Source organism: Pseudomonas sp. LTGT-11-2Z, assembly GCF_003691445.1.
GTDB lineage: Bacteria > Pseudomonadota > Gammaproteobacteria > Pseudomonadales > Pseudomonadaceae > Aquipseudomonas > Aquipseudomonas monteilii.
This window is the reverse complement of the sequence record NZ_CP033104.1, coordinates 1,474,732-1,494,015: the sequence shown is the minus strand read 5'-3', so window position 1 is coordinate 1,494,015 and position 19,284 is coordinate 1,474,732. Positions and strand designations below refer to the sequence as shown.

The window sequence follows — 19,284 nt, the reverse complement described above, 5'->3', positions numbered from 1 at the left end:
TGCGGCCCCATAGCCGGCACAGCAGCCCTGATCTCGCGAGCCTCTATTACGGTCCAAACTCTTTATTCCTGGCCACAATCACGCTGATTACCAAATCGTAGAAATCAATGTGCCATTAGTCAGGAAGGCTTAAATACTCCTTCCTATACTGCCTCTGGACAGTCTGCACAGGGTTGTAGCGCAGACGAGTGAAAACTCGATCAAGAGGCATTCCATGGAGTGGTTAGGGCTGCAACTGTTCGCCGACTTGCCGGCAACCGGGCGTATCGTCATTGATTGCCGTCATGAACCGTTTCTGGTTCTGCTCGCCTACTTCGTTGCCTGCGCGGCCTGCTTCGCCACGCTCGACATGGCCGAGCGACAATCCCACAGCCCCGAACCCACTGCCCACCGCCAATGGAACATGCTCGGCGCTTGCTGCCTGGCCGGTGGCATCTGGGCCATGCACTTCATCAGCATCCTGGCGTTCCAGGCACCGGTGGAAGTGCACTACGACGTTTCCCTGACCATTCTTTCGCTACTCATCGCCCTGGGCGTAGCCTGGCTGGCCATGTACAGCCTGGAACGCACACAAATGCGCGTGCATCATTTTGTGCAAAGCGCAGTGTTGATTGGCCTGGGCATCATCCTCATGCACTTTGTCGGCATGGCCGCCTTGGAAACCGGCGCCGTGCAGTATTACCAGACCGGCCTGCTGCTGGCCTCTGGCGCCATTGCCCTGCTCACCAGCCTGGCCGCGTTGTGCCTGGCCCGCTACTTCCGTAATGGCAGTGGCACTCTTTATCAGGCCATGAAGTACGGCGCCAGCCTGCTGATGGCTGCCGGTATCGTCGCTACCCATTTCACCGCGATGTCGGCCATGACGCTGGTCATCCCGGCCGATACCGCCCTGCGCCTGCCTTCTGGCGACAACAGCCTGCAACTTGGGCTGGGCATCGGCTTCATCACACTGCTCATCAGCGGTGCCAGTATCAGTGCCGCATTGGCCGACAAGAAGTTGCAGAGTAAAGAGCACGACCTGCGCCGGGTCAGCGTGCTACTCAGCCAGCTGGACCAGGCCCGCGCCTCGCTGCAACAAGCGGCGCATTACGACGCGCTCACCAATCTGGTCAACCGCCGTGGCTTCAACCAGGTGTTCGCCGAGCGGCTGGCCGAACACCAGGCCAGTGAAAGCCGCCTGGCGGTGATGTTCCTCGACATCGACCATTTCAAGCGCATCAACGACAGCCTCGGCCATGACGCCGGTGACGAGTTGCTCAAGGTGATCGCCAACCACATCAAGGCCGCCACCCGCAGCCAGGACCTGGTCGCGCGCTTCGGGGGCGACGAGTTCTGCATCGTGACCAGCCTCAATAACCGCGACGAAGCCCGCCATCTGGCCCAGCGCATCATGCAACGAATGAAAGAGCCGATCGACCTGGGTGGACGGCGCATGGTCATGACCACCAGCATCGGTATCAGCATCTTCCCTGACGACGGCACCAGCGTCGAAGAGCTGCTCAAACATGCCGACCTGGCCCTGTATCAGTCAAAGGACAACGGGCGCAACAGCCTGAACTTCTTCAACGACAACTTGAAGACCCAGGCCACGATGGCATTGCAACTGGAAGAAGAACTGCGCATGGCACTGCTCGAAGAACGCGGGCTCTGCGTCCATTACCAGCCCATCTTCGATATGCGCAGCGGGCAGCTGGCCAAGCTGGAAGCCTTGGTGCGCTGGCAGCATCCGCAACATGGCCTGCTCGGCCCCGAACGCTTTATCGGCATTGCCGAAGCCAACGGCCTGATCATCGACCTCGACCTGTGGGTACTGCGCCACGCCTGCAACGATCTGGCCCACCTGCAGCGCTATGGCTACGGCGACTTCAAGGTCTCGGTCAACTGCTCGGCCGTGACCCTCAACCATGACGAGCTACCCAACGAAGTGGAGAAAGCTCTGTTTCACGCCGGGCTCTGCGCCCGGCAACTCGAGCTGGAAGTGACCGAGAACGCCCTCATGGGTGATCTCCAGCACACGGTGAACCTGCTCAAGCGCGTTCGCGCCCTGGGTGTGACGCTGTCGATCGACGACTTCGGCACCGGCTACTCGTCTCTGGCCTACCTCAAACGCCTGCCGCTGGATGTACTGAAGATCGACCGCACGTTCCTGCAGGATGTGCCGGGTAGCCAAAAGGATCGGGAAATCGTCCAGGCGATCATCGTCATGGCACACACGCTGCACTTGCAGGTGGTCAGTGAGGGCGTAGAGACTACGGAACAACAGGCGTTCCTCAAAACCCACGGCTGCGACTATCTGCAGGGTTACCTGCTGGGTCGCCCGGTACCACTGGCCGAGCTGCGACCACTGCTGGAGCGGTTGCAGCGCCAGGACGGCGTGCTCAACCCTTGTTACGGTAAAGTTCTACCAGGGTCGCCGGATCTTTTTGCAGGTAACCCTGGCTACCGTGCAGGCGCATCAATTGCGCGGCGAGGCCACTGAGCGGCGTCGCCGAACCCTGCTCGCGGGAGAATTTGACCGCGCCATCAAGGTCCTTGAGTAGCGTGCGCACATGCCACTTGATCGGTTCGAAGCGGCTTTCGGCCATTTGCGGCGCCAGGATCTGCAGGGGCTTGGAGTCGGCAAAGCCACCGGCCAACGCTTCGGCGATCAACGTCGCATCCACCCCGGACTGCTCGGCCAACGCCACGACTTCGGCAATGACCAAGGCGTTGCACGCCACGATCATCTGGTTACAGGCCTTGGTCACCTGGCCTGCGCCCACCGCCCCCATATGCGTCACCCGCTGGCCAAGTACCTGCAGCACCGGCCGGGCACGCTCAAGGTCAACCGCCTCGCCACCGACCATGATCGCCAGGGTACCGGCTTCGGCACCGGGCGTGCCGCCAGACACCGGGGCATCCAGCCAGGCCATGCCACACAGCGCGGCCAGTTCGGCAGCCATTTCACGGGTGGCGGTGGGCTCCAGGCTGGAGAAATCGATCAGCAACTGGCCACTGCTTCCACCCTGGGCAATGCCGTGTTCGCCGAACACTACCTCGCGCACCACAGCCGTATCGGCCAGGCACAGCAGCACCATGTCGCTGCCCTGGCACAGTTCGGCGGGGCTGTGGGCCAGGCGCGCACCGGCGGCGACAAGTGCAGCGCACTTGTCCGGGCTACGGTTCCAAACGGTCAGCGGATACCCCGCCGCCAGCAGGCGTCGGCACATGGGCAGGCCCATCAGACCGATGCCAGCAAATCCAAGCGAAGGTAGTGCAGTGCTCATCAATGACTCCCGACTGTTCGAATTGTTTTACAGGTTGGCAGCGGGGTAGACACATTACGCATCCCGTAAACTGTTACCGCCACGCCGAATTGTTACTTCCCTCTACCCGCCTTGAATGCTTTCAAGCACCAATAAGGGGCTACTGCGCATTTTTGCGCACCAAAAACGATCACGCCACTTCGGGGCCCTTCACCTGAATCACGATGAACGGCGAAACCACTACCGCCCAGATCTCTGGATCGCGGCTTTGCAGGTCCAGCGCTTGTTCGGCCGACACCGGCCCAACAGTGCCATCACTACGCCACTTGGCGAAGATCTCGCTGCGATTCTCGGCCATCGCCTCGGCAACGGTGATCAGGTCCAGGCTGGGGTCGACCCAAATCAGGTCACCCTTGGCCCAGAAACGCTCCAGCGCTTTCCACTCGATGATTGCCGTCTCGCCAAGCAATTTGGCATAGAGGGTGCTTGTTTGATCAGTCATGGGTGGTATCCGCAAAAATCGGCCAATAAAAAAGGCCGGCATTTTTGCAGAAAAACCTGGTTTCAAATATGTAATTTGGTCGATTGACCCCGAAGTTGTGGGGTGGGGTCACAGATACAGGCAGTTTGATGGCGCCTTTCTGTATCTTTCTGTCGATCAAGCGACAACCCAGGAAACAGGCACTTTTCGACCGCTTTTCAAGCGCTCGAACAGCGCTCTACACTGTACCGGTACAGTTCCGGGACATGTTCCGGGGGAAGGTGGGCTTGCGCGTTGGCATGGCCACGCCGCAAATCCCGCCCGGTCTGTAGCCCTGGCCGCCAGGACTATAAGAATTACAACAGAATGAGTGGAGCACTATGATCAAGATTTCCAAGCTGTTCGCCGCAATGGTACTGGCCGGGGTAGCCAGCCATTCGTTTGCCGCCGATACCATCAAGATCGGGATTGCTGGCCCTAAAACCGGCCCTGTGACCCAGTACGGCGACATGCAGTTCATCGGCGCCAAGCAAGCCATCAAGGATATCAACGCCGCGGGCGGCGTCGATGGCAAGATGCTCGAAGCCAAGGAATACGACGACGCCTGCGACCCTAAACAGGCCGTGGCAGTCGCCAACAAAGTGGTCAACGACGGCGTCAAGTTCGTCATCGGCCACCTGTGCTCCAGCTCCACCCAGCCAGCGTCCGACATCTACGAAGACGAAGGCGTAATCATGATCACCCCGGCCGCCACCTCGCCGGAAATCACCGCCCGTGGCTACCAGCTGATCTTCCGCACCATCGGCCTGGACAGCGCCCAGGGCCCGGCTGCCGGCAACTACATCGCCGACCACGTCAAGCCAAAAGTGGTTGCAGTGCTGCACGACAAGCAGCAGTACGGTGAAGGTATCGCCACTGCGGTCAAGCAAACCCTCGAGAAGAAAGGCACCAAGGTTGCCGTATTCGAAGGCCTGAACGCCGGCGACAAGGACTTCTCCTCGATCATCCAGAAGCTCAAGCAGAACAACGTCGACTTCGTCTACTACGGCGGCTACCACCCCGAGCTGGGCCTGATCCTGCGCCAGGCGCAGGAAAAGGGCCTGAAAGCCAAGTTCATGGGCCCAGAGGGCGTGGGTAACGACTCGATCTCGCAAATCGCCCAGAACGCCTCCGAAGGCCTGCTGGTCACCCTGCCGAAGTCGTTCGATGCCGACCCGGAGAACAAGAAGATCGTCGACGCCATCAAGGCTGACGGCAAGGACCCAAGCGGCCCGTTCGTGTTCCCTGCCTACTCGGCTGTCGAGCTGATCGCCCAGGGCATCAAGGCCGCCAAGTCCGAAGACACCGACAAGGTGGCAGCCGCCATCCACGCCGGCTCCTTCAAGACCCCGACCGGCACCCTGTCGTACGACGAGAAGGGCGACCTGAAAGACTTCAAATTCGTGGTCTACGAATGGCACTTCGGCAAGCCGAAGACCGAAGTCTCCCCTCAGTAACTGCGTGACTAATAGCTGACCGAAGAAGCCCACTGTGCGAGCAGTGGGCTTTGTTTTACGAGGTTCATGGGCCCGATCCCCGCGATCCGGGGGCAGGCTCACCTGAAAATCTTAAAACCGTCACCCGCGGTTTCCTGGCCTACCCCCGCCAGCGAAATGCAAATCAGGTTTTTAGGAGCGCTGTAATGCCTGAGATCTACCATTTCTTCCAACAACTGGTTAATGGATTGACCATCGGCAGCACCTATGCCTTGATCGCCATCGGCTACACGATGGTGTACGGCATCATTGGCATGATCAACTTCGCCCACGGCGAGGTGTACATGATCGGTTCCTATGTGGCCTTCATCGCCCTGGCGGGCCTGGCCATGATGGGTATCCATTCGCTGCCTATCCTGATGACCGTCGCCTTCGTCGCGACGATCTTCGTCACCAGTGCCTATGGCTACAGTATCGAGCGCGTTGCCTACCGCCCCCTGCGCAACAGCAACCGTCTGATCCCGCTGATTTCCGCCATCGGCATGTCGATCTTCCTGCAGAACACCGTCTTGCTGTCGCAAGACTCCAAGGACAAGTCCATCCCCAACCTGATCCCCGGCAGCTTCTCGTTCGGGCCAGGTGGTGCTGAAGAAGTACTGATCAGCTACATGCAGGTCCTGGTGTTCGTGGTCACCCTGGTGGCCATGACCTGCCTCACCCTGTTCATCTCCCGTTCCCGCCTGGGCCGCGCCTGCCGTGCCTGCGCCGAGGACATCAAGATGGCCAACCTGCTGGGCATCAACACCAACAACATCATCGCCCTCACCTTCGTCATCGGTGCCGCCCTGGCCGCCGTGGCGGCCGTGCTGCTGAGCATGCAGTACGGGGTGATCAACCCCAACGCCGGTTTCCTGGTGGGCCTGAAAGCCTTCACCGCGGCGGTACTGGGTGGCATCGGCAGCATCCCGGGCGCCATGCTCGGCGGGCTGGTGCTGGGTGTGGCCGAAGCGTTCGGCGCCGACATCTTCGGCGACCAGTACAAGGACGTGGTGGCATTCGGCTTGTTGGTTCTTGTCCTGCTATTCCGGCCGACCGGCATCCTGGGCCGCCCGGAGGTTGAAAAAGTATGAACAGAAATCTCAAACAGGCGTTCTTCAGCGCCTTGCTGGTATGGGCCGTGGCCTTCCCGGTGCTGGGCCTGAAACTGAGCATCGACGGCATCAGCCTGGCCGTGCACAGCCAAGGGTCGTTCACCATCAGCATCATCGCCGTGTGTTCGGTGCTGATGTTCCTGCGCGTGCTGTTCGACAAGCAGTGGAGTGCGGTAATGGGCAGCCGTTCGGATCGCAAGCTGATCCCGCCGGCCGTCAGCAACTACCTGACACTGCCCAAGACCCAGCGCTACGTGATCATTGGCCTGATCGTCGCGGCACTGGTATGGCCGTTCTTCGGCTCGCGCGGTGCAGTCGACATTGCCACGCTGATCCTGATCTACGTGTTGCTGGGCCTGGGCCTGAACATCGTGGTCGGCCTGGCGGGCCTGCTCGACCTGGGTTACGTGGGCTTCTACGCCGTCGGCGCCTACAGCTACGCCATGCTCTCGCACTACCTGGGCTGGAGCTTCTGGGTGTGCCTGCCGATCGCCGGCCTGATGGCCGCCACCTTCGGCTTCCTGCTTGGCTTCCCGGTGCTGCGCCTGCGTGGGGACTACCTGGCGATCGTGACCCTCGGCTTCGGCGAGATCATCCGCCTGTTCCTGCGTAACCTCACCGACTGGACTGGCGGCCCCAACGGCATCAGCAATATCCCCAAGCCGGAGTTCTTCGGCCTCACCTTCGAACGCCGCGCCGCCGAGGGCATGCAGACCTTCCACGAGTTCTTCGGGCTGGAATACAACTCGATCAACAAGGTGATCTTCCTGTACCTGGTGGCGCTGTTGCTGGCCCTGCTGGCGCTGTTCGTCATCAACCGCCTGCTGCGCATGCCGATCGGCCGCGCCTGGGAAGCCCTGCGAGAAGACGAGATTGCCTGCCGTGCGCTGGGTTTGAACCCGACCGTGATCAAGCTCTCGGCATTCACCCTGGGTGCCTGCTTCGCCGGTTTCGCCGGCAGCTTCTTCGCTGCGCGCCAAGGCCTGGTGACGCCGGAGTCGTTCACCTTCATCGAGTCGGCGATCATCCTCGCCATCGTCGTGCTCGGCGGCATGGGCTCACAACTGGGCGTGATCCTCGCGGCCATCGTGATGATCCTGCTGCCCGAGCTGATGCGTGAGTTCAGCGAATACCGGATGCTGATGTTCGGTGCGCTGATGGTGTTGATGATGATCTGGCGTCCGCAAGGCCTGCTGCCTATGCAACGTCCACACATGGAGCTGCGTCGATGAGCCGCGAAATTCTGCAAGTCAGCGGCCTGAGCATGCGCTTCGGCGGCTTGTTGGCGGTGAACGGCGTAGGCCTGACCGTCAAGGAAAAACAGGTGGTGGCGTTGATCGGCCCGAACGGCGCCGGCAAGACCACCGTGTTCAACTGCCTGACCGGCTTCTACAAGCCCAGCGGTGGCACCATCCTGCTCGATGGCCAGCCGATCCAGGGCCTGGCCGGCCACCAGATTGCCCGCAAGGGCGTGGTGCGGACCTTCCAGAACGTGCGCCTGTTCAAGGAAATGACCGCGCTGGAAAACCTGCTGATCGCCCAGCACCGTCACCTCAATACCAACTTCTTCGCCGGCCTGTTCAAGACCCCGAGCTTCCGCCGCAGCGAGAAAGAGGCCATGGAGCGCGCGCAGTACTGGCTGGAGAAGGTCAACCTGACCGAGTTCGCCAACCGTACCGCCGGCACCCTCGCCTACGGCCAGCAGCGCCGCCTGGAAATCGCCCGCTGCATGATGACCCAGCCGCGCATCATCATGCTCGACGAACCGGCTGCGGGCCTGAACCCGAAAGAAACCGAAGACCTCAAGGCACTGATCGCCTACCTGCGTGAGTCGCACAACGTCACCGTGCTGCTGATCGAGCACGACATGAAGCTGGTGATGAGCATCTCCGACCATATCGTGGTGATCAACCAGGGCACCCCCCTGGCCCACGGCACGCCGGAAGAGATCCGCGACAACCCTGATGTGATCAAAGCCTACCTGGGGGAAGCGTAAATGCTGAAGTTCGAAAACGTTTCCACCTTCTACGGCAAGATTCAGGCGCTGCACAGCGTCAACGTGGAGATCAACCAGGGCGAGATCGTTACCCTGATCGGCGCCAACGGCGCTGGCAAGTCGACCTTGCTGATGACCCTGTGCGGCTCGCCGCAGGCGCACAGTGGCAGCATCAAGTACCTGGGTGAAGAGCTGGTCGGCCAGCCGTCCTCGCACATCATGCGCAAGAGCATCGCCGTCGTGCCGGAAGGCCGCCGCGTGTTCGCCCGCCTGACCGTAGAGGAAAACCTGGCGATGGGTGGTTTCTTCACCGACAAGGGCGACTACCAGGAGCAGCTGGACAAGGTGCTGCAGCTGTTCCCGCGCCTGAAGGAACGTTACATCCAGCGTGGCGGCACCATGTCTGGTGGCGAGCAGCAGATGCTCGCCATTGGCCGGGCACTGATGAGCAAGCCCAAGCTGCTGCTGCTCGACGAGCCTTCGCTGGGCCTGGCACCGATCATCATCCAGCAGATCTTCGACATCATCGAACAGCTGCGCCGTGATGGTGTGACGGTGTTCCTGGTGGAGCAGAACGCCAACCAGGCGCTGAAGATTGCTGACCGGGCGTATGTGCTGGAGAACGGCCGGGTGGTGATGCAGGGCACGGGTGAAGCCTTGTTGACTGACCCGAAGGTGCGCGACGCGTACCTCGGCGGTTGATAGATAAAGGGCCAACTACTGGCCCTTTTTTTTGCCTGCCAGAAATGTAATGCCTGTGCCGGCAATAGGGCCGGTACAGGCAACCATAAACTTGTGATCCCGCGCCAGCCTGAGTAACGTGGCCAGCTTTCACGGCAAAGATTCCCCGGAGCCCGCCCCATGCGCCTCACCCCCACCCTGCTGCTCACCGCCCTGCTGCCCCTGTTCGCCGGCTGCCAACTGATGGCGAGCCCGCCAACCGACCCGAACATCGGCACCACGCGCATGCAGGGCGAACTGCGTGCCGCCGGTGGCCAGTTGCTGTTCAAGCCATGCAGCGAAAACCGCACCTTCGTGATCAACGACGTCGGTGCGACGGGCATCCTGCAAGAGGCCGCCAACCTCGCCAAGGACGCCAACGACAAGCTGTTCGCCGACGTACGTGGGCGCCTTACCGGGAGCAAGCAGGCCAACAATGATGGTCAGCTGGAAGTGCGCCGCCTGTACCGCCTGGAACCTTCCACCCGCGCTTGTGACGACCCCAACTTCAAGCAGCTGACCCTGCGCGCCAATGGCCACGAACCGGAGTGGGACATCAAGGCCAGTGGCAAGGGCATGGTGCTCAACCGTGTCGGCCAGGAGCCCCTACCCCTGCCCTTCCTCGAAGAAGAAGTACCCGGCGGCGGCCTGACCCTGACCAGCGAAGCCAACAACCAGCATGTGGAACTGTGGGTCGCACCGCAGCGCTGTGTAGACAACGCCACCGGTGCCATCCACCACCTGCGTGCCGAGCTGCGCATCGACGGCAAGACCCTGCAGGGCTGCGGTTACTACGGCGGCGCACGCGACAACTGATCGCCGGGCGCTTTTATCCTGCCGTTCGGGGCGGCTAACAGCTTATACTTGGCGGTTTGTGTAAAGCCGCCGGCCGCCCATGGCCGGGATACTGGACCCTGCCATGCTACGAATCACCGAACTGAAGCTGCCCCTGGACCATCCCGACGAAGCCCTGCGTGAAGCCATCGTCCAGCGCCTGGGCATCCGCGACGAGCAACTGCTCAGCTTCAACCTGTTCAAGCGCAGCTACGATGCGCGCAAGAAGAACAGCGAACTGCTGTTCATCTACACCATCGACCTGGAAGCCAGCAACGAAGCCGAACTGCTCAGCAAGTTCGCCGACGATCGCAACATCGGCCCAGCGCCGGACGTCACCTACAAGTTCGTCGGCCAGGCCCCGGCAGGCCTGCAGGAACGCCCGATCGTGGTCGGTTTCGGCCCCTGCGGCATCTTCGCCGGCCTGCTGCTGGCACAGATGGGCTTCAAGCCGATCATCCTTGAACGCGGCAAGGAAGTACGCCAGCGCACCAAGGATACCTGGGGCCTGTGGCGCAAAAGCGTGCTCAACCCCGAGTCCAATGTGCAGTTCGGCGAAGGCGGCGCCGGCACCTTCTCTGACGGCAAGCTGTACAGCCAGATCAAGGACCCGCAGCACCACGGCCGCAAAGTGCTGGAAGAGTTCGTCAAGGCCGGTGCGCCCGACGAGATCCTGTACATCAACAAACCGCACATCGGTACCTTCCGCCTCACCGGCATGGTCGAGCAAATGCGCCAGGACATGATCGCCCTGGGTGCCGAAGTACGCTTTCAGCAGAAGGTGACCGACCTGTTGGTCGAAGACGGCCAGCTGACCGGCGTGGTACTGGAGAGCGGCGAGCAGCTGCATTCGCGCCATGTGGTCCTGGCGCTGGGCCACAGCGCCCGCGACACCTTCCGCATGCTGCACGCCAAAGGCGTGTACATGGAAGCCAAACCATTCTCGGTCGGTTTCCGTATCGAGCACCCGCAAACGCTGATCGACAAGGCGCGCCTGGGCAAGTACGCCGGCCACCCGAAACTAGGCGCTGCCGACTACAAGCTGGTGTACCACGCCAAGAACGGCCGTTCGGTGTACAGCTTCTGCATGTGCCCGGGCGGCACCGTGGTTGCGGCTACCAGCGAGCCGGGCCGTGTGGTGACCAACGGCATGAGCCAGTACTCGCGGAACGAGCGCAACGCCAACTCCGGCATCGTCGTCGGCATCGACCCGGAGCGAGATTATCCGGGCGGCCCACTGGCCGGTATCGAGCTGCAAGAGCGCCTGGAAGCCCATGCCTATGTGATGGGGGGCAGCAACTACCAGGCGCCTGCGCAATTGGTAGGCGACTTTGTAGCTGGCCGGCCCTCGACCGCGCTGGGCAGTGTCGAGCCGTCCTACAAGCCGGGCGTGACTCTAGGCGACCTGGCACCAAGCCTGCCGGACTTTGCCATCGAAGCAATTCGTGAAGCGTTGCCAGCGTTCGACCGGCAGATCAAAGGCTACAACCTGCACGATGCCGTATTGACCGGGATCGAGACGCGCACTTCGTCGCCACTGCGGATTACCCGGGGTGAGGATTACCAGAGCCTGAACCTGAAGGGGCTGTTCCCGGCGGGTGAAGGGGCCGGGTATGCGGGCGGGATTCTGTCGGCGGGTGTCGATGGCATTCGCATTGCCGAGGCGGTGGCGAGGGATATGCTCGGCCTCTGATGCTTGATTGCCTGTCAGCGCCCTTTCGCGGGTTACCCGCAAAAAGGCGCTGACAGGCATCAGAATAATCCACCCCCAACATCAGGCTTCCCCTCCCCCCTCCTGCCTCACTTCCATCTAGGCTTCCCCCAGGCCTGTCAGCAACACCATATAACAAAAACGAATATAGTTTTTGTTTTAAAGCATATAGCCACGGGCTAGGGTGTACGCCCGTTCCATTCGTAAACTGCTCATGGAGAGCCTATAGCCCGTGCGTAGCCTGTTCACCCGTTTCTTCCAGCTTGAAGCCGCCAGCGGCCTGCTGCTGATCGCCGCCGCCGTACTGGCACTGATCATCAACAACTCACCGCTATCCTACCTGTACAGCGGCCTGCTCGACGTTCCCGTCGCCGTTCAGGTCGGCGCGCTGAACATCGCCAAGCCGTTGCTGCTGTGGATCAACGATGGCCTGATGGCGCTGTTCTTCCTGCTAATCGGCCTTGAGGTCAAACGCGAGGTGGTCAACGGCCACCTGTCCAAACCTTCGCAGATCGTGCTTCCTGCCACGGCCGCTATCGGCGGCATGGTGGTACCCGCGCTAATCTACTGGTTCATCAACCGCGAAGCCCCTGCCGCCGTTGCCGGATGGGCGATCCCCACCGCTACCGACATCGCCTTCGCCCTCGGCGTACTGGCCTTGCTGGGCAAGCGCGTGCCGGTGTCGCTGAAGCTGTTCCTGATGACCCTGGCGATCATCGACGACCTGGGTGCAATCATTGTCATCGCCCTATTCTATTCCGGCACCCTGTCGAGCGTGTCGCTGCTGCTGGCTGCGGCCTGCCTGGTGGTGCTGGTGGCGTTGAACCGCCTTGGCGTGGTCAAACTTGGGCCGTACATGGTCGTTGGCCTGATCCTGTGGGTCTGTGTGCTCAAAAGTGGCGTGCATGCAACGCTGGCGGGTGTCGCCCTGGCCTTGTGCATTCCACTGCGCACACGCAACGCCGAAACTTCGCCGCTGCTGGCCCTCGAACATGCCCTGCACCCGTGGGTGGCCTATGCCATCCTGCCGCTGTTCGCCTTCGCCAACGCCGGTGTCTCGCTGGCAGGCATGACCCTAGAAAGCTTCACACACCCCGTGCCGATGGGCATCGCGGTCGGCCTGCTGCTGGGCAAGACCATGGGGGTTTTCGGCCTGACATGGGTGGCCATCAAGCTACGACTGGCCGCGCTGCCTACGGGCTCCAGCTGGGGGCAATTGCTGGGGGTCGCGATACTCTGCGGCATTGGCTTTACCATGAGCCTGTTCGTTGGCTCGCTCGCCTTTGTGCCGGGTAGCAGCGAATACGCCGGCATGGACCGCATGGGTATTCTTACCGGCTCGTTCTTCGCCGCAGTGATCGGCTATGCCGTCACCGCCATGGCCAGCCGCAAAACCCACGCGGGCTGAGTTGGCTGACGCATGAAAAACCCCGACTGGCAGGTGCCATGTCGGGGTTTTGTTTTACCGTGCGGCGGTCAGTGCGAAACGCGGCTGGTACCGTCAACGGTCATGATGCGTACACGGTCGCCCACGCGGAAGATTTCGTTCTCCTGCACGGCCTGAACGTAGGCGCGCATGCTGCCATCGTCCTCACGTACGGTGATCTCGACGCCTTGGGTGCGCGTCAGCCCTTCCTCGGCAGCGGACCCGGCCAGGCCGCCGGCAACAGCACCGATAACAGCTGCCACGATGCTGCCACGGCCACCGCCTACGGCACTACCGGCAACGCCACCCACGATGGCGCCAGCGCCGCCACCGATCGGGGTCTTGGTACCCTCGATCTTGACCGGGCGCAGGGATTCGATGGTGCCCATGCGCACGGTTTGCACGCGGCGGGCTTCGTCACGGGAGTAGCTATCACCGGTCAAGCTCGAGGCACAGCCCCCCAGCAGCAGCGACATGGTGGTAAAAGTCGCCACCAGCAAAGCGGATTTACGCATGGGTAAAGTCTCCATAAGTCAGGTGCTCATTAGACGCTGCACATTGACGGCTGTCACGGTACAAACGTAATAAAATTGTTTTCATTCAGCCGGGGTACAGCCTGCCGGGCTGTGTCGAAGGCCTTTCAAGTGAGACCAAGGATAGCCATGGATTACTTCATCGTCGTGGTCACCACCGTTGCAGGGCTGTATTTTCACGGGTGGTTGTATGTGCGCATGCGCCGCTGGATGGACCGTGACCTGGCGTTGTCATTGGCGGGGGCGGATGCGGGGAAGCGCGCGTATATGCTGCAGCGGCTGGAGCAAGCGCGGGTGGAAAAGGTGGGGCGCAAGCAGTTGGCAGGGTGGTTGGAGCGGGAGGCTGCGGGGTATGTGGGGTAGCCTCTGGTCGAGTGTTGGGGCCGCTTTGCGGCCCCAACGTTTTCAGGGTGCCAGACGCTCGCGCTGCCATTGCCCATCAACCAGCCGATAGTTCAGCCGGTCATGCAGGCGGCTCGCCCGGCCCTGCCAGAACTCGATACGCTCAGGCAGCAAACGGTACCCCCCCCAATGCTCAGGGCAATGTGGCTGGGTGTCCGAGAAGCGCGCCTCAGTCGCCTTGACCAGCCCCTCTAGCTCTTCACGCCCAGCAATCACCCGGCTCTGCGGCGAAGCCCAGGCCCCCAGGCGGCTGCCCAGCGGGCGCACCTGGTAGTAGTCGTCCGACTCCTTGGCCGTGACCTTTTCCACCCGCCCCTCAATGCGCACCTGGCGTTCCAGCGCCGGCCAGAAGAACGTCATGGCTGCAAAGGGGTTGGCTTGCAGCTGCTGGCCCTTGGCGCTGTCGTAGTTGGTGAAGAAGGTAAAACCACGCGTGTCGAGCCCCTTCAGCAGCAGCACACGGCAATGCGGGCGGCCTTCGCCGTCGACAGTGGCCAGGGTCATGGCGTTGGCTTCCACCGGTACCTGCTCGGTTTTCACCGCATCGGCAAACCACTGGTGAAACAGGGCGAACGGCTCACCCGGAGCCTGGGCTTCGGCCAGGCCATCACGGGTGTAGTCGCGGCGCATATCGGCCAGGGATTGGGTCATTGCTGCGTTCCTTGACGATCAGTTGGTCTTCGCAGGGCTGTTGGCAGCTACTTTCTTGTCAGTGGTAGCTTTCTTGGCGGCTGGCTTGGCCGGCGCGGCTTTTTTCTTGGCGGTGGTCTTGGCTGGAGCCTTGGCCTTGGCTGCTGGTTTTTTCGCCACTGGCTTCTTCGCTGCTGGCTTGCTGTCGGCGGCCTTGGCAGCTGGTGCCTTGGCATCCTGAACCGCAACCATCGAAGCCGGCGCAGGTGCCGGGCCGGCCTGCTGATATTTGGCCAGCAGTGCGACCATGGTGTTCTGCGGGGTCAGCAACATTTCAACACGGCGGTTCAGGGAACGGCCTTCGGCGCTGTCGTTGGCGGCACGCGGCATCACCGAGCCCATGCCCTTGAGGGTCAGGCGGTCACGCTGCAGGCCGCTGAGGCGGAAAATGGCCGATACCGACGCGGCGCGCTCCAGGCTGAGCTTCTGGTTGGCAGCTGCAACACCGCTGCTGTCGGCGTGGCCGAGCACCAGCACGGCAGTTTTCGGGTCACCTTCGACGGCCTTGGCCACTCGGGTGATCGGGCCGAGCGTCATGGGCAGCAGCATGTTCGGGCGGTCAGGGTTGTACGAGCTGTCTACCGGCAGGGTTACCGCCAGCACATTGTCGCGACGCTCCAGCTCCAGCTTGCTGTCCTTGATGGCTTCGCGCAGCTTGGGCTCGTACTCGTCCAGCCAGGCCTGGGTGGCCTTCTGGTCGATCTTCGGCACCACAGGCCCTTTGGCTTGCTTGTCATCACCACCGAACGGCCACCACCAACGGCTGGCGCTTTCAGACTTGGCATCGGCTTTGGCCACGTTTTCAGTGACGGCTGCCTTCACTTCCTGCTCGGCGACCTTGTCCGAACCGAAAGGCCACCAGCTGGAGCCACCTGCCTTGGAGCCTTCCGGAGAGTGGCTGGCACAGCCGGTAACGGCGGTCAGGCACAGGGCGAGTGCTAAGGTTTTATGTGAAGACATCAGCGATACACCATGAAATTAAAAGAAATTGTGCCCACACACATAAGGCGTTGGCATTGAGGATAGTCAAAGGGCTGGAGCAATACCCGCATTACCCGATCAAAGGCAACTGGCAAGGACACGCACCAGCTTCTGGGCTCGTGGGTCCATCAGCACATAAGGGCCAAGGGTATTGACCACGAAGCCGAACGCCACATCATGCTCCGGGTCGGCAAAACCGACCGAGCCACCGGCACCGGGGTGGCCAAAGGCACGTGCGCCGAGGCCGAATGTGGCATTGGCCACATCGGGCTGGTCGAGCATACAGCCGAGGCCGAAACGGGTCTGGGTGAGCAAGGTACGGTCCTGGCCCAGGCTGTGTTCACGGGTCAGTTCATCGAGCAGTTCGGACTCGAGCAGGCTGCCGTCCAGCAGCCCGGCATAGAAACCCGCCAGGCTGCGTGCATTGCCATGGCCATTGGCCGCTGGCTGCTGCATGCGCCGCCATTCCGGCTTGTTGGTGCTGGTCAGGATCGCTGGCGGGTTGGTGAAAGCACGGGTCGACAACGCCGCGGGCTCACGCATGGTCACCTGCAACAGGCGCTGCGCGGCGGCATCCCCGGGGTTGCCCTTGCCACGGGCGATATGCGCGACACGGTGGAACTCTTCATCTGCCAGGCCAACATGGAAGTCCAGCCCAAGCGGGCGGGCGGTACGGGCCACGATCGAGTCGCCAGGGCCACGGCCATCGGCTCGACGGATCAGTTCACCAATCAGCCAGCCATAGGTGATGGCGGCATAGCCGTGTTCCGTACCTGGAGCCCACCAAGGTGTCTCGGCCGCCAGGGCATCCACCATGGTCTGCCAGTCATACAGGGCTTCGGCTGGCAGCAGTTCACGGATGGCAGGCAGGCCGGCACGGTGGCTAAGCAGTTGGCGCAGGGTGATCGACTGTTTACCCGCTTGGGCAAACTCGGGCCAGTATTTGGCCACTGGCGCATCGAGGGCCAACTTGCCCTCGCCCACCAGTTGCAGGGCAGTGACGGCAGTGAAGGTCTTGGTACAGGAGAACAGGTTGGCGATGGTGTCGCTATGCCAAGCCTGCTGCCCATCCTTGTCGGCGCTGCCGGCCCACAGATCGATGACGGTTTCGCCACCAACCTGGATGCACAGCGCGGCGCCACGCTCCTGGGGATCATCGAACAGCGCGGCAAAGGCTTCGCGCACGGCTTCGAACTTCAGCTCATAGTGACCCTGGATCTGCACCCGCTGTACCCCGTACGACCATGTTCAAAAAAGGTATGCATTGTTTCAGTAGTTGGGTGTTTTGCAAACTGGCTTGGGCCAAATGGTCGCGACGAACGGTAACCTGCACTCAAGGCGTCGGCTTTTCCAGTTGGGTACGCAGTTGGCTCACGGCCTGCAGGTTGCTCTTGCGCACAGCGTCGACAAACCGTGGGTAGGGCATATCCGTAATCGCGACCAGCCCCAGGTGCCCATTCTCGCCGTCGAGCAGGCGGCCGCTAGCTGGCTGATCGAGGTACTGGAACCAGTGAGCACCCACGATCATCGGCTGCGCCAGGGCCGCCTTGAGGAAGTTGCCATAAGCCGGGCCACGGTCTTCTTCCCGCGCCACCTCCAGCGGCCCAGGCCAGAACGGCCCGCGATCGCGCGAACCGAACTGGAACTCGGACACCAGCACCGGCTTGTCCAGCTCGGCCAGGCGCGCGAAGTCGTAGCCGTCCTGCGGCTTGAGGGTATAGAAGTTGAAGCTGAGCACATCGCAGAATTCGGCACAGGCCTTTACCGCCTCCGGCGTGCTGACCGCATAGCGGCCACCCAGCAGCAGGTGATTGGGGGCATGCCATTTCAATGAGTCGGCAATGGTCTTGAAGTAAGTCTCGGCGAACACCTGCTGGAAGTGCTGGTAGTCGCGCTCGATTTCCGGGTGTTCCGGGTTGGGCAACGGTGCCTCGAAGCCCGGGTCTTCCATCAGCTCCCAGGCGGGCAGTTCGATGCCCCAGGCCTTGGACAGCCCCTCCTGGTTACGGTACTTGTCGCGCAACTGCTTGAGGAAGGCGCGCTTGGCCGGTACGTCGGTGGTCAGGCGCAAGGTGCCATAGGCCAGGCCATAGCGGGCTTTGGGGTCGTTACCGGGAGCAGCCCACGCCAACTCGTTGTCGGCAAAGTAGCCGATCAGCCAAGGGTCGTCGCGGTGATCGCGGGCGGCAATGGCCACGGCGCGCTCTGTAGCCATGGCAAAACGTGGGTCGAATGGGTCGGGCATACTGCCCCACCAGTCCATGCCGGTGCTGATGCTGGCGTAGTCGCCCACGATCGACAGCGGCAAGGTGTAGGGCATCCGCTTGGCCTGGCCCAGGGCAGGCTCGCTCCAGTTGCCGATCGTGTTGAACCCCCAGGCCTGCAACCGGTCGAGCGCATGCGCCTGCCAGCGAGCAGCATCCAGTACCAGCGGCGGGCAGTTGGCTGGCTGCCCTTCCAAGGCCGGCGGGCAGGGTTTACCGTAGGTACGCTGCAGGTTGGCAGCATAGAAGTCGAACCAGCGCCCTTGCTTGAAATTGCGCCCTTGCGACGAGGCATTGCCATCGTCGTTGTTGCCTTCGCCATAGAATGCCGCCAATGCCTCGCCCTCACCCGGCAATGCCTTGAACATGCCTTCACGGCCGGCGACGTAAGTACGCCCGCCATCTGCAGCTACCGCATTTACCCCCAGGGAGTAAAACGGGTGCCCCTCGGGCGTTACCAGGTACCAGCGGCCATCACGCTTTTCGGTACGAAAGAACCCTTTGGCCTCGAACGCCGGCCCGGCAACAAGCCCGCCGTAGCTGTCCAGTTGCTGTTTGTCACGCTCAGCCAGCCAGCCCTTGAGCTGTTGCTGCTCGCGCTTATCGGCCGCCTTGAGTTGATCGTCATTGGCGACCTTCTCTGGCCAGTTGGCGCGGGTGGACTGGCCGTAGGCATCGATCAGCTCGTGGTAGGCCGCCTGATAGGCCTGGTCGTCATCCTGGATGCCCACCCGTTCGATCAGCAGGTTCTGCGCCACCTTGGGGTTGGGGATGCTCAGGCTGACCGAGGTCACCTGCTTGAGGTCAACCGCGCCAGCGCTGCTGGTCAGTAGCAGGCGCTGGCCGCCGTGGTTCCAGGGCATGGGAGGGCCGGCGCGCATGCCCTGGCTCAACGGCGAGCTGGCCGTCAGTGGCACCATCACCGTTTGCGCAGGGCCAGCCGGCAGGTCGATGCGGCTGGTCAAGGTGCGGCCATCGCTGCCTTGCACCGTAATATCAACCGTCAGTGCCCAGTCCATGGCACTTTGCAGGCGCAAGGTGAGGAATTGCCCGGCAGACCAGTCCCACACGCCACCTTGCGGGCTCAGGCGCAAGGTCGGTCGCGGGGCCGGGTTGAACACCACACGTCGCAGCACCTCGCCCTCGGCCGTTTGCTCCGCGTTGTACTGCGGCATGCCTGCATCTTCGGTCGCCACGTTGACCACCGAGGCCGGGCGCACGAAGCTGAACAGCGTCTGCTGCCCGGCCAGCAAGGGCGAGCTGAACAACAGGGCGAAAACGGCGGGCAGGGTACGGCGGACCATAAGGCTGGGGCTCTCCTTCAGGGCCGTCATGGCCCAAGACTGAGTAATGGACAACGCGCCGGAGCAAGTGC

At 62.0% G+C, this 19,284-nt stretch carries 17 protein-coding genes; 10 read left to right on the top strand and 7 right to left on the bottom strand.

Annotation, left to right across the window (positions count from 1 at the left end):
* The first annotated feature begins 214 nt into the window (after positions 1-214).
* On the top strand, positions 215-2,479 hold the full coding sequence (locus D8767_RS06830; RefSeq protein ID WP_016713801.1) for a bifunctional diguanylate cyclase/phosphodiesterase: 2,265 nt from the start codon (positions 215-217) through the stop codon (positions 2,477-2,479).
* On the opposite strand, the gene D8767_RS06825 is transcribed toward D8767_RS06830, so the two are convergent.
* Positions 2,379-3,266, bottom strand: coding sequence for an NAD(P)-dependent oxidoreductase (locus tag D8767_RS06825; RefSeq protein ID WP_016713800.1), 888 nt, complete (start codon positions 3,264-3,266; stop codon positions 2,379-2,381). The genes D8767_RS06830 and D8767_RS06825 overlap by 101 nt on opposite strands.
* Before the next feature lie 169 nt (positions 3,267-3,435).
* On the bottom strand, positions 3,436-3,747 hold the full coding sequence (locus D8767_RS06820) for a DUF2288 domain-containing protein (protein ID WP_016713799.1): 312 nt from the start codon (positions 3,745-3,747) through the stop codon (positions 3,436-3,438).
* 359 nt (positions 3,748-4,106) lie between these two features.
* Between D8767_RS06820 and D8767_RS06810 the strand changes: the two genes are divergently transcribed.
* The 8 genes from D8767_RS06810 (at position 4,107) to nhaA (ending at position 13,021) form a co-directional block, all read left to right on the top strand.
* Complete coding sequence (locus tag D8767_RS06810) at positions 4,107-5,222, top strand: branched-chain amino acid ABC transporter substrate-binding protein (RefSeq protein WP_016713797.1); 1,116 nt, start codon at positions 4,107-4,109, stop codon at positions 5,220-5,222.
* A gap of 185 nt (positions 5,223-5,407) precedes the next feature.
* Complete coding sequence (gene livH, locus D8767_RS06805) at positions 5,408-6,331, top strand: high-affinity branched-chain amino acid ABC transporter permease LivH (RefSeq protein WP_016713796.1); 924 nt, start codon at positions 5,408-5,410, stop codon at positions 6,329-6,331.
* Entirely contained in the window at positions 6,328-7,584 is a 1,257-nt protein-coding gene (locus tag D8767_RS06800) for a high-affinity branched-chain amino acid ABC transporter permease LivM (RefSeq protein WP_016713795.1), read from the top strand. The genes livH and D8767_RS06800 overlap by 4 nt, the downstream gene beginning before the upstream one ends.
* Entirely contained in the window at positions 7,581-8,348 is a 768-nt protein-coding gene (gene livG, locus D8767_RS06795; protein ID WP_013973920.1) for a high-affinity branched-chain amino acid ABC transporter ATP-binding protein LivG, read from the top strand. The genes D8767_RS06800 and livG overlap by 4 nt, the downstream gene beginning before the upstream one ends.
* Positions 8,349-9,050, top strand: coding sequence for an ABC transporter ATP-binding protein (locus tag D8767_RS06790; RefSeq protein WP_003254879.1), 702 nt, complete (start codon positions 8,349-8,351; stop codon positions 9,048-9,050).
* A gap of 159 nt (positions 9,051-9,209) precedes the next feature.
* Positions 9,210-9,884 carry a COG3650 family protein gene (locus tag D8767_RS06785; protein WP_016713794.1) on the top strand — a complete coding sequence of 225 codons (675 nt, stop codon included), beginning with the start codon at positions 9,210-9,212 and terminating at the stop codon, positions 9,882-9,884.
* Between the two features lie 103 nt (positions 9,885-9,987).
* Positions 9,988-11,595, top strand: a complete 1,608-nt coding sequence (locus tag D8767_RS06780; RefSeq protein ID WP_016713793.1) for an NAD(P)/FAD-dependent oxidoreductase — start codon at positions 9,988-9,990, stop codon at positions 11,593-11,595.
* Positions 11,596-11,845: 250 nt separating this feature from the next.
* Positions 11,846-13,021 (top strand): Na+/H+ antiporter NhaA, encoded by a 1,176-nt coding sequence (gene nhaA, locus D8767_RS06775; protein WP_016713792.1) that lies wholly within the window; start codon positions 11,846-11,848, stop codon positions 13,019-13,021.
* A 68-nt stretch (positions 13,022-13,089) separates the two neighbouring features.
* On the opposite strand, the gene D8767_RS06770 is transcribed toward nhaA, so the two are convergent.
* Positions 13,090-13,554, bottom strand: a complete 465-nt coding sequence (locus D8767_RS06770) for a glycine zipper 2TM domain-containing protein (protein WP_009684613.1) — start codon at positions 13,552-13,554, stop codon at positions 13,090-13,092.
* Between the two features lie 147 nt (positions 13,555-13,701).
* Here D8767_RS06770 and D8767_RS06765 point away from each other — a divergent pair, with 147 nt between their 5' ends.
* On the top strand, positions 13,702-13,935 hold the full coding sequence (locus D8767_RS06765; protein WP_016713791.1) for a hypothetical protein: 234 nt from the start codon (positions 13,702-13,704) through the stop codon (positions 13,933-13,935).
* A 42-nt stretch (positions 13,936-13,977) separates the two neighbouring features.
* Here D8767_RS06765 and pdxH read toward each other — a convergent pair whose 3' ends face one another.
* From pdxH to D8767_RS06745, 4 genes are all read right to left on the bottom strand, one after another.
* Positions 13,978-14,625, bottom strand: a complete 648-nt coding sequence (gene pdxH, locus D8767_RS06760) for a pyridoxamine 5'-phosphate oxidase (protein WP_016713790.1) — start codon at positions 14,623-14,625, stop codon at positions 13,978-13,980.
* Positions 14,626-14,643: 18 nt separating this feature from the next.
* Complete coding sequence (locus D8767_RS06755; protein ID WP_016713789.1) at positions 14,644-15,624, bottom strand: OmpA family protein; 981 nt, start codon at positions 15,622-15,624, stop codon at positions 14,644-14,646.
* Between the two features lie 99 nt (positions 15,625-15,723).
* The gene (locus tag D8767_RS06750) at positions 15,724-16,869 is read right to left on the bottom strand and encodes an EstA family serine hydrolase (RefSeq protein ID WP_016713788.1); all 1,146 of its coding nucleotides are present in this window, start codon (positions 16,867-16,869) and stop codon (positions 15,724-15,726) included.
* 109 nt (positions 16,870-16,978) lie between these two features.
* Positions 16,979-19,213: a beta-galactosidase gene (locus D8767_RS06745; protein ID WP_016713787.1), complete on the bottom strand. Its 2,235-nt coding sequence runs from the start codon at positions 19,211-19,213 to the stop codon at positions 16,979-16,981.
* Positions 19,214-19,284 lie beyond the last annotated feature (71 nt).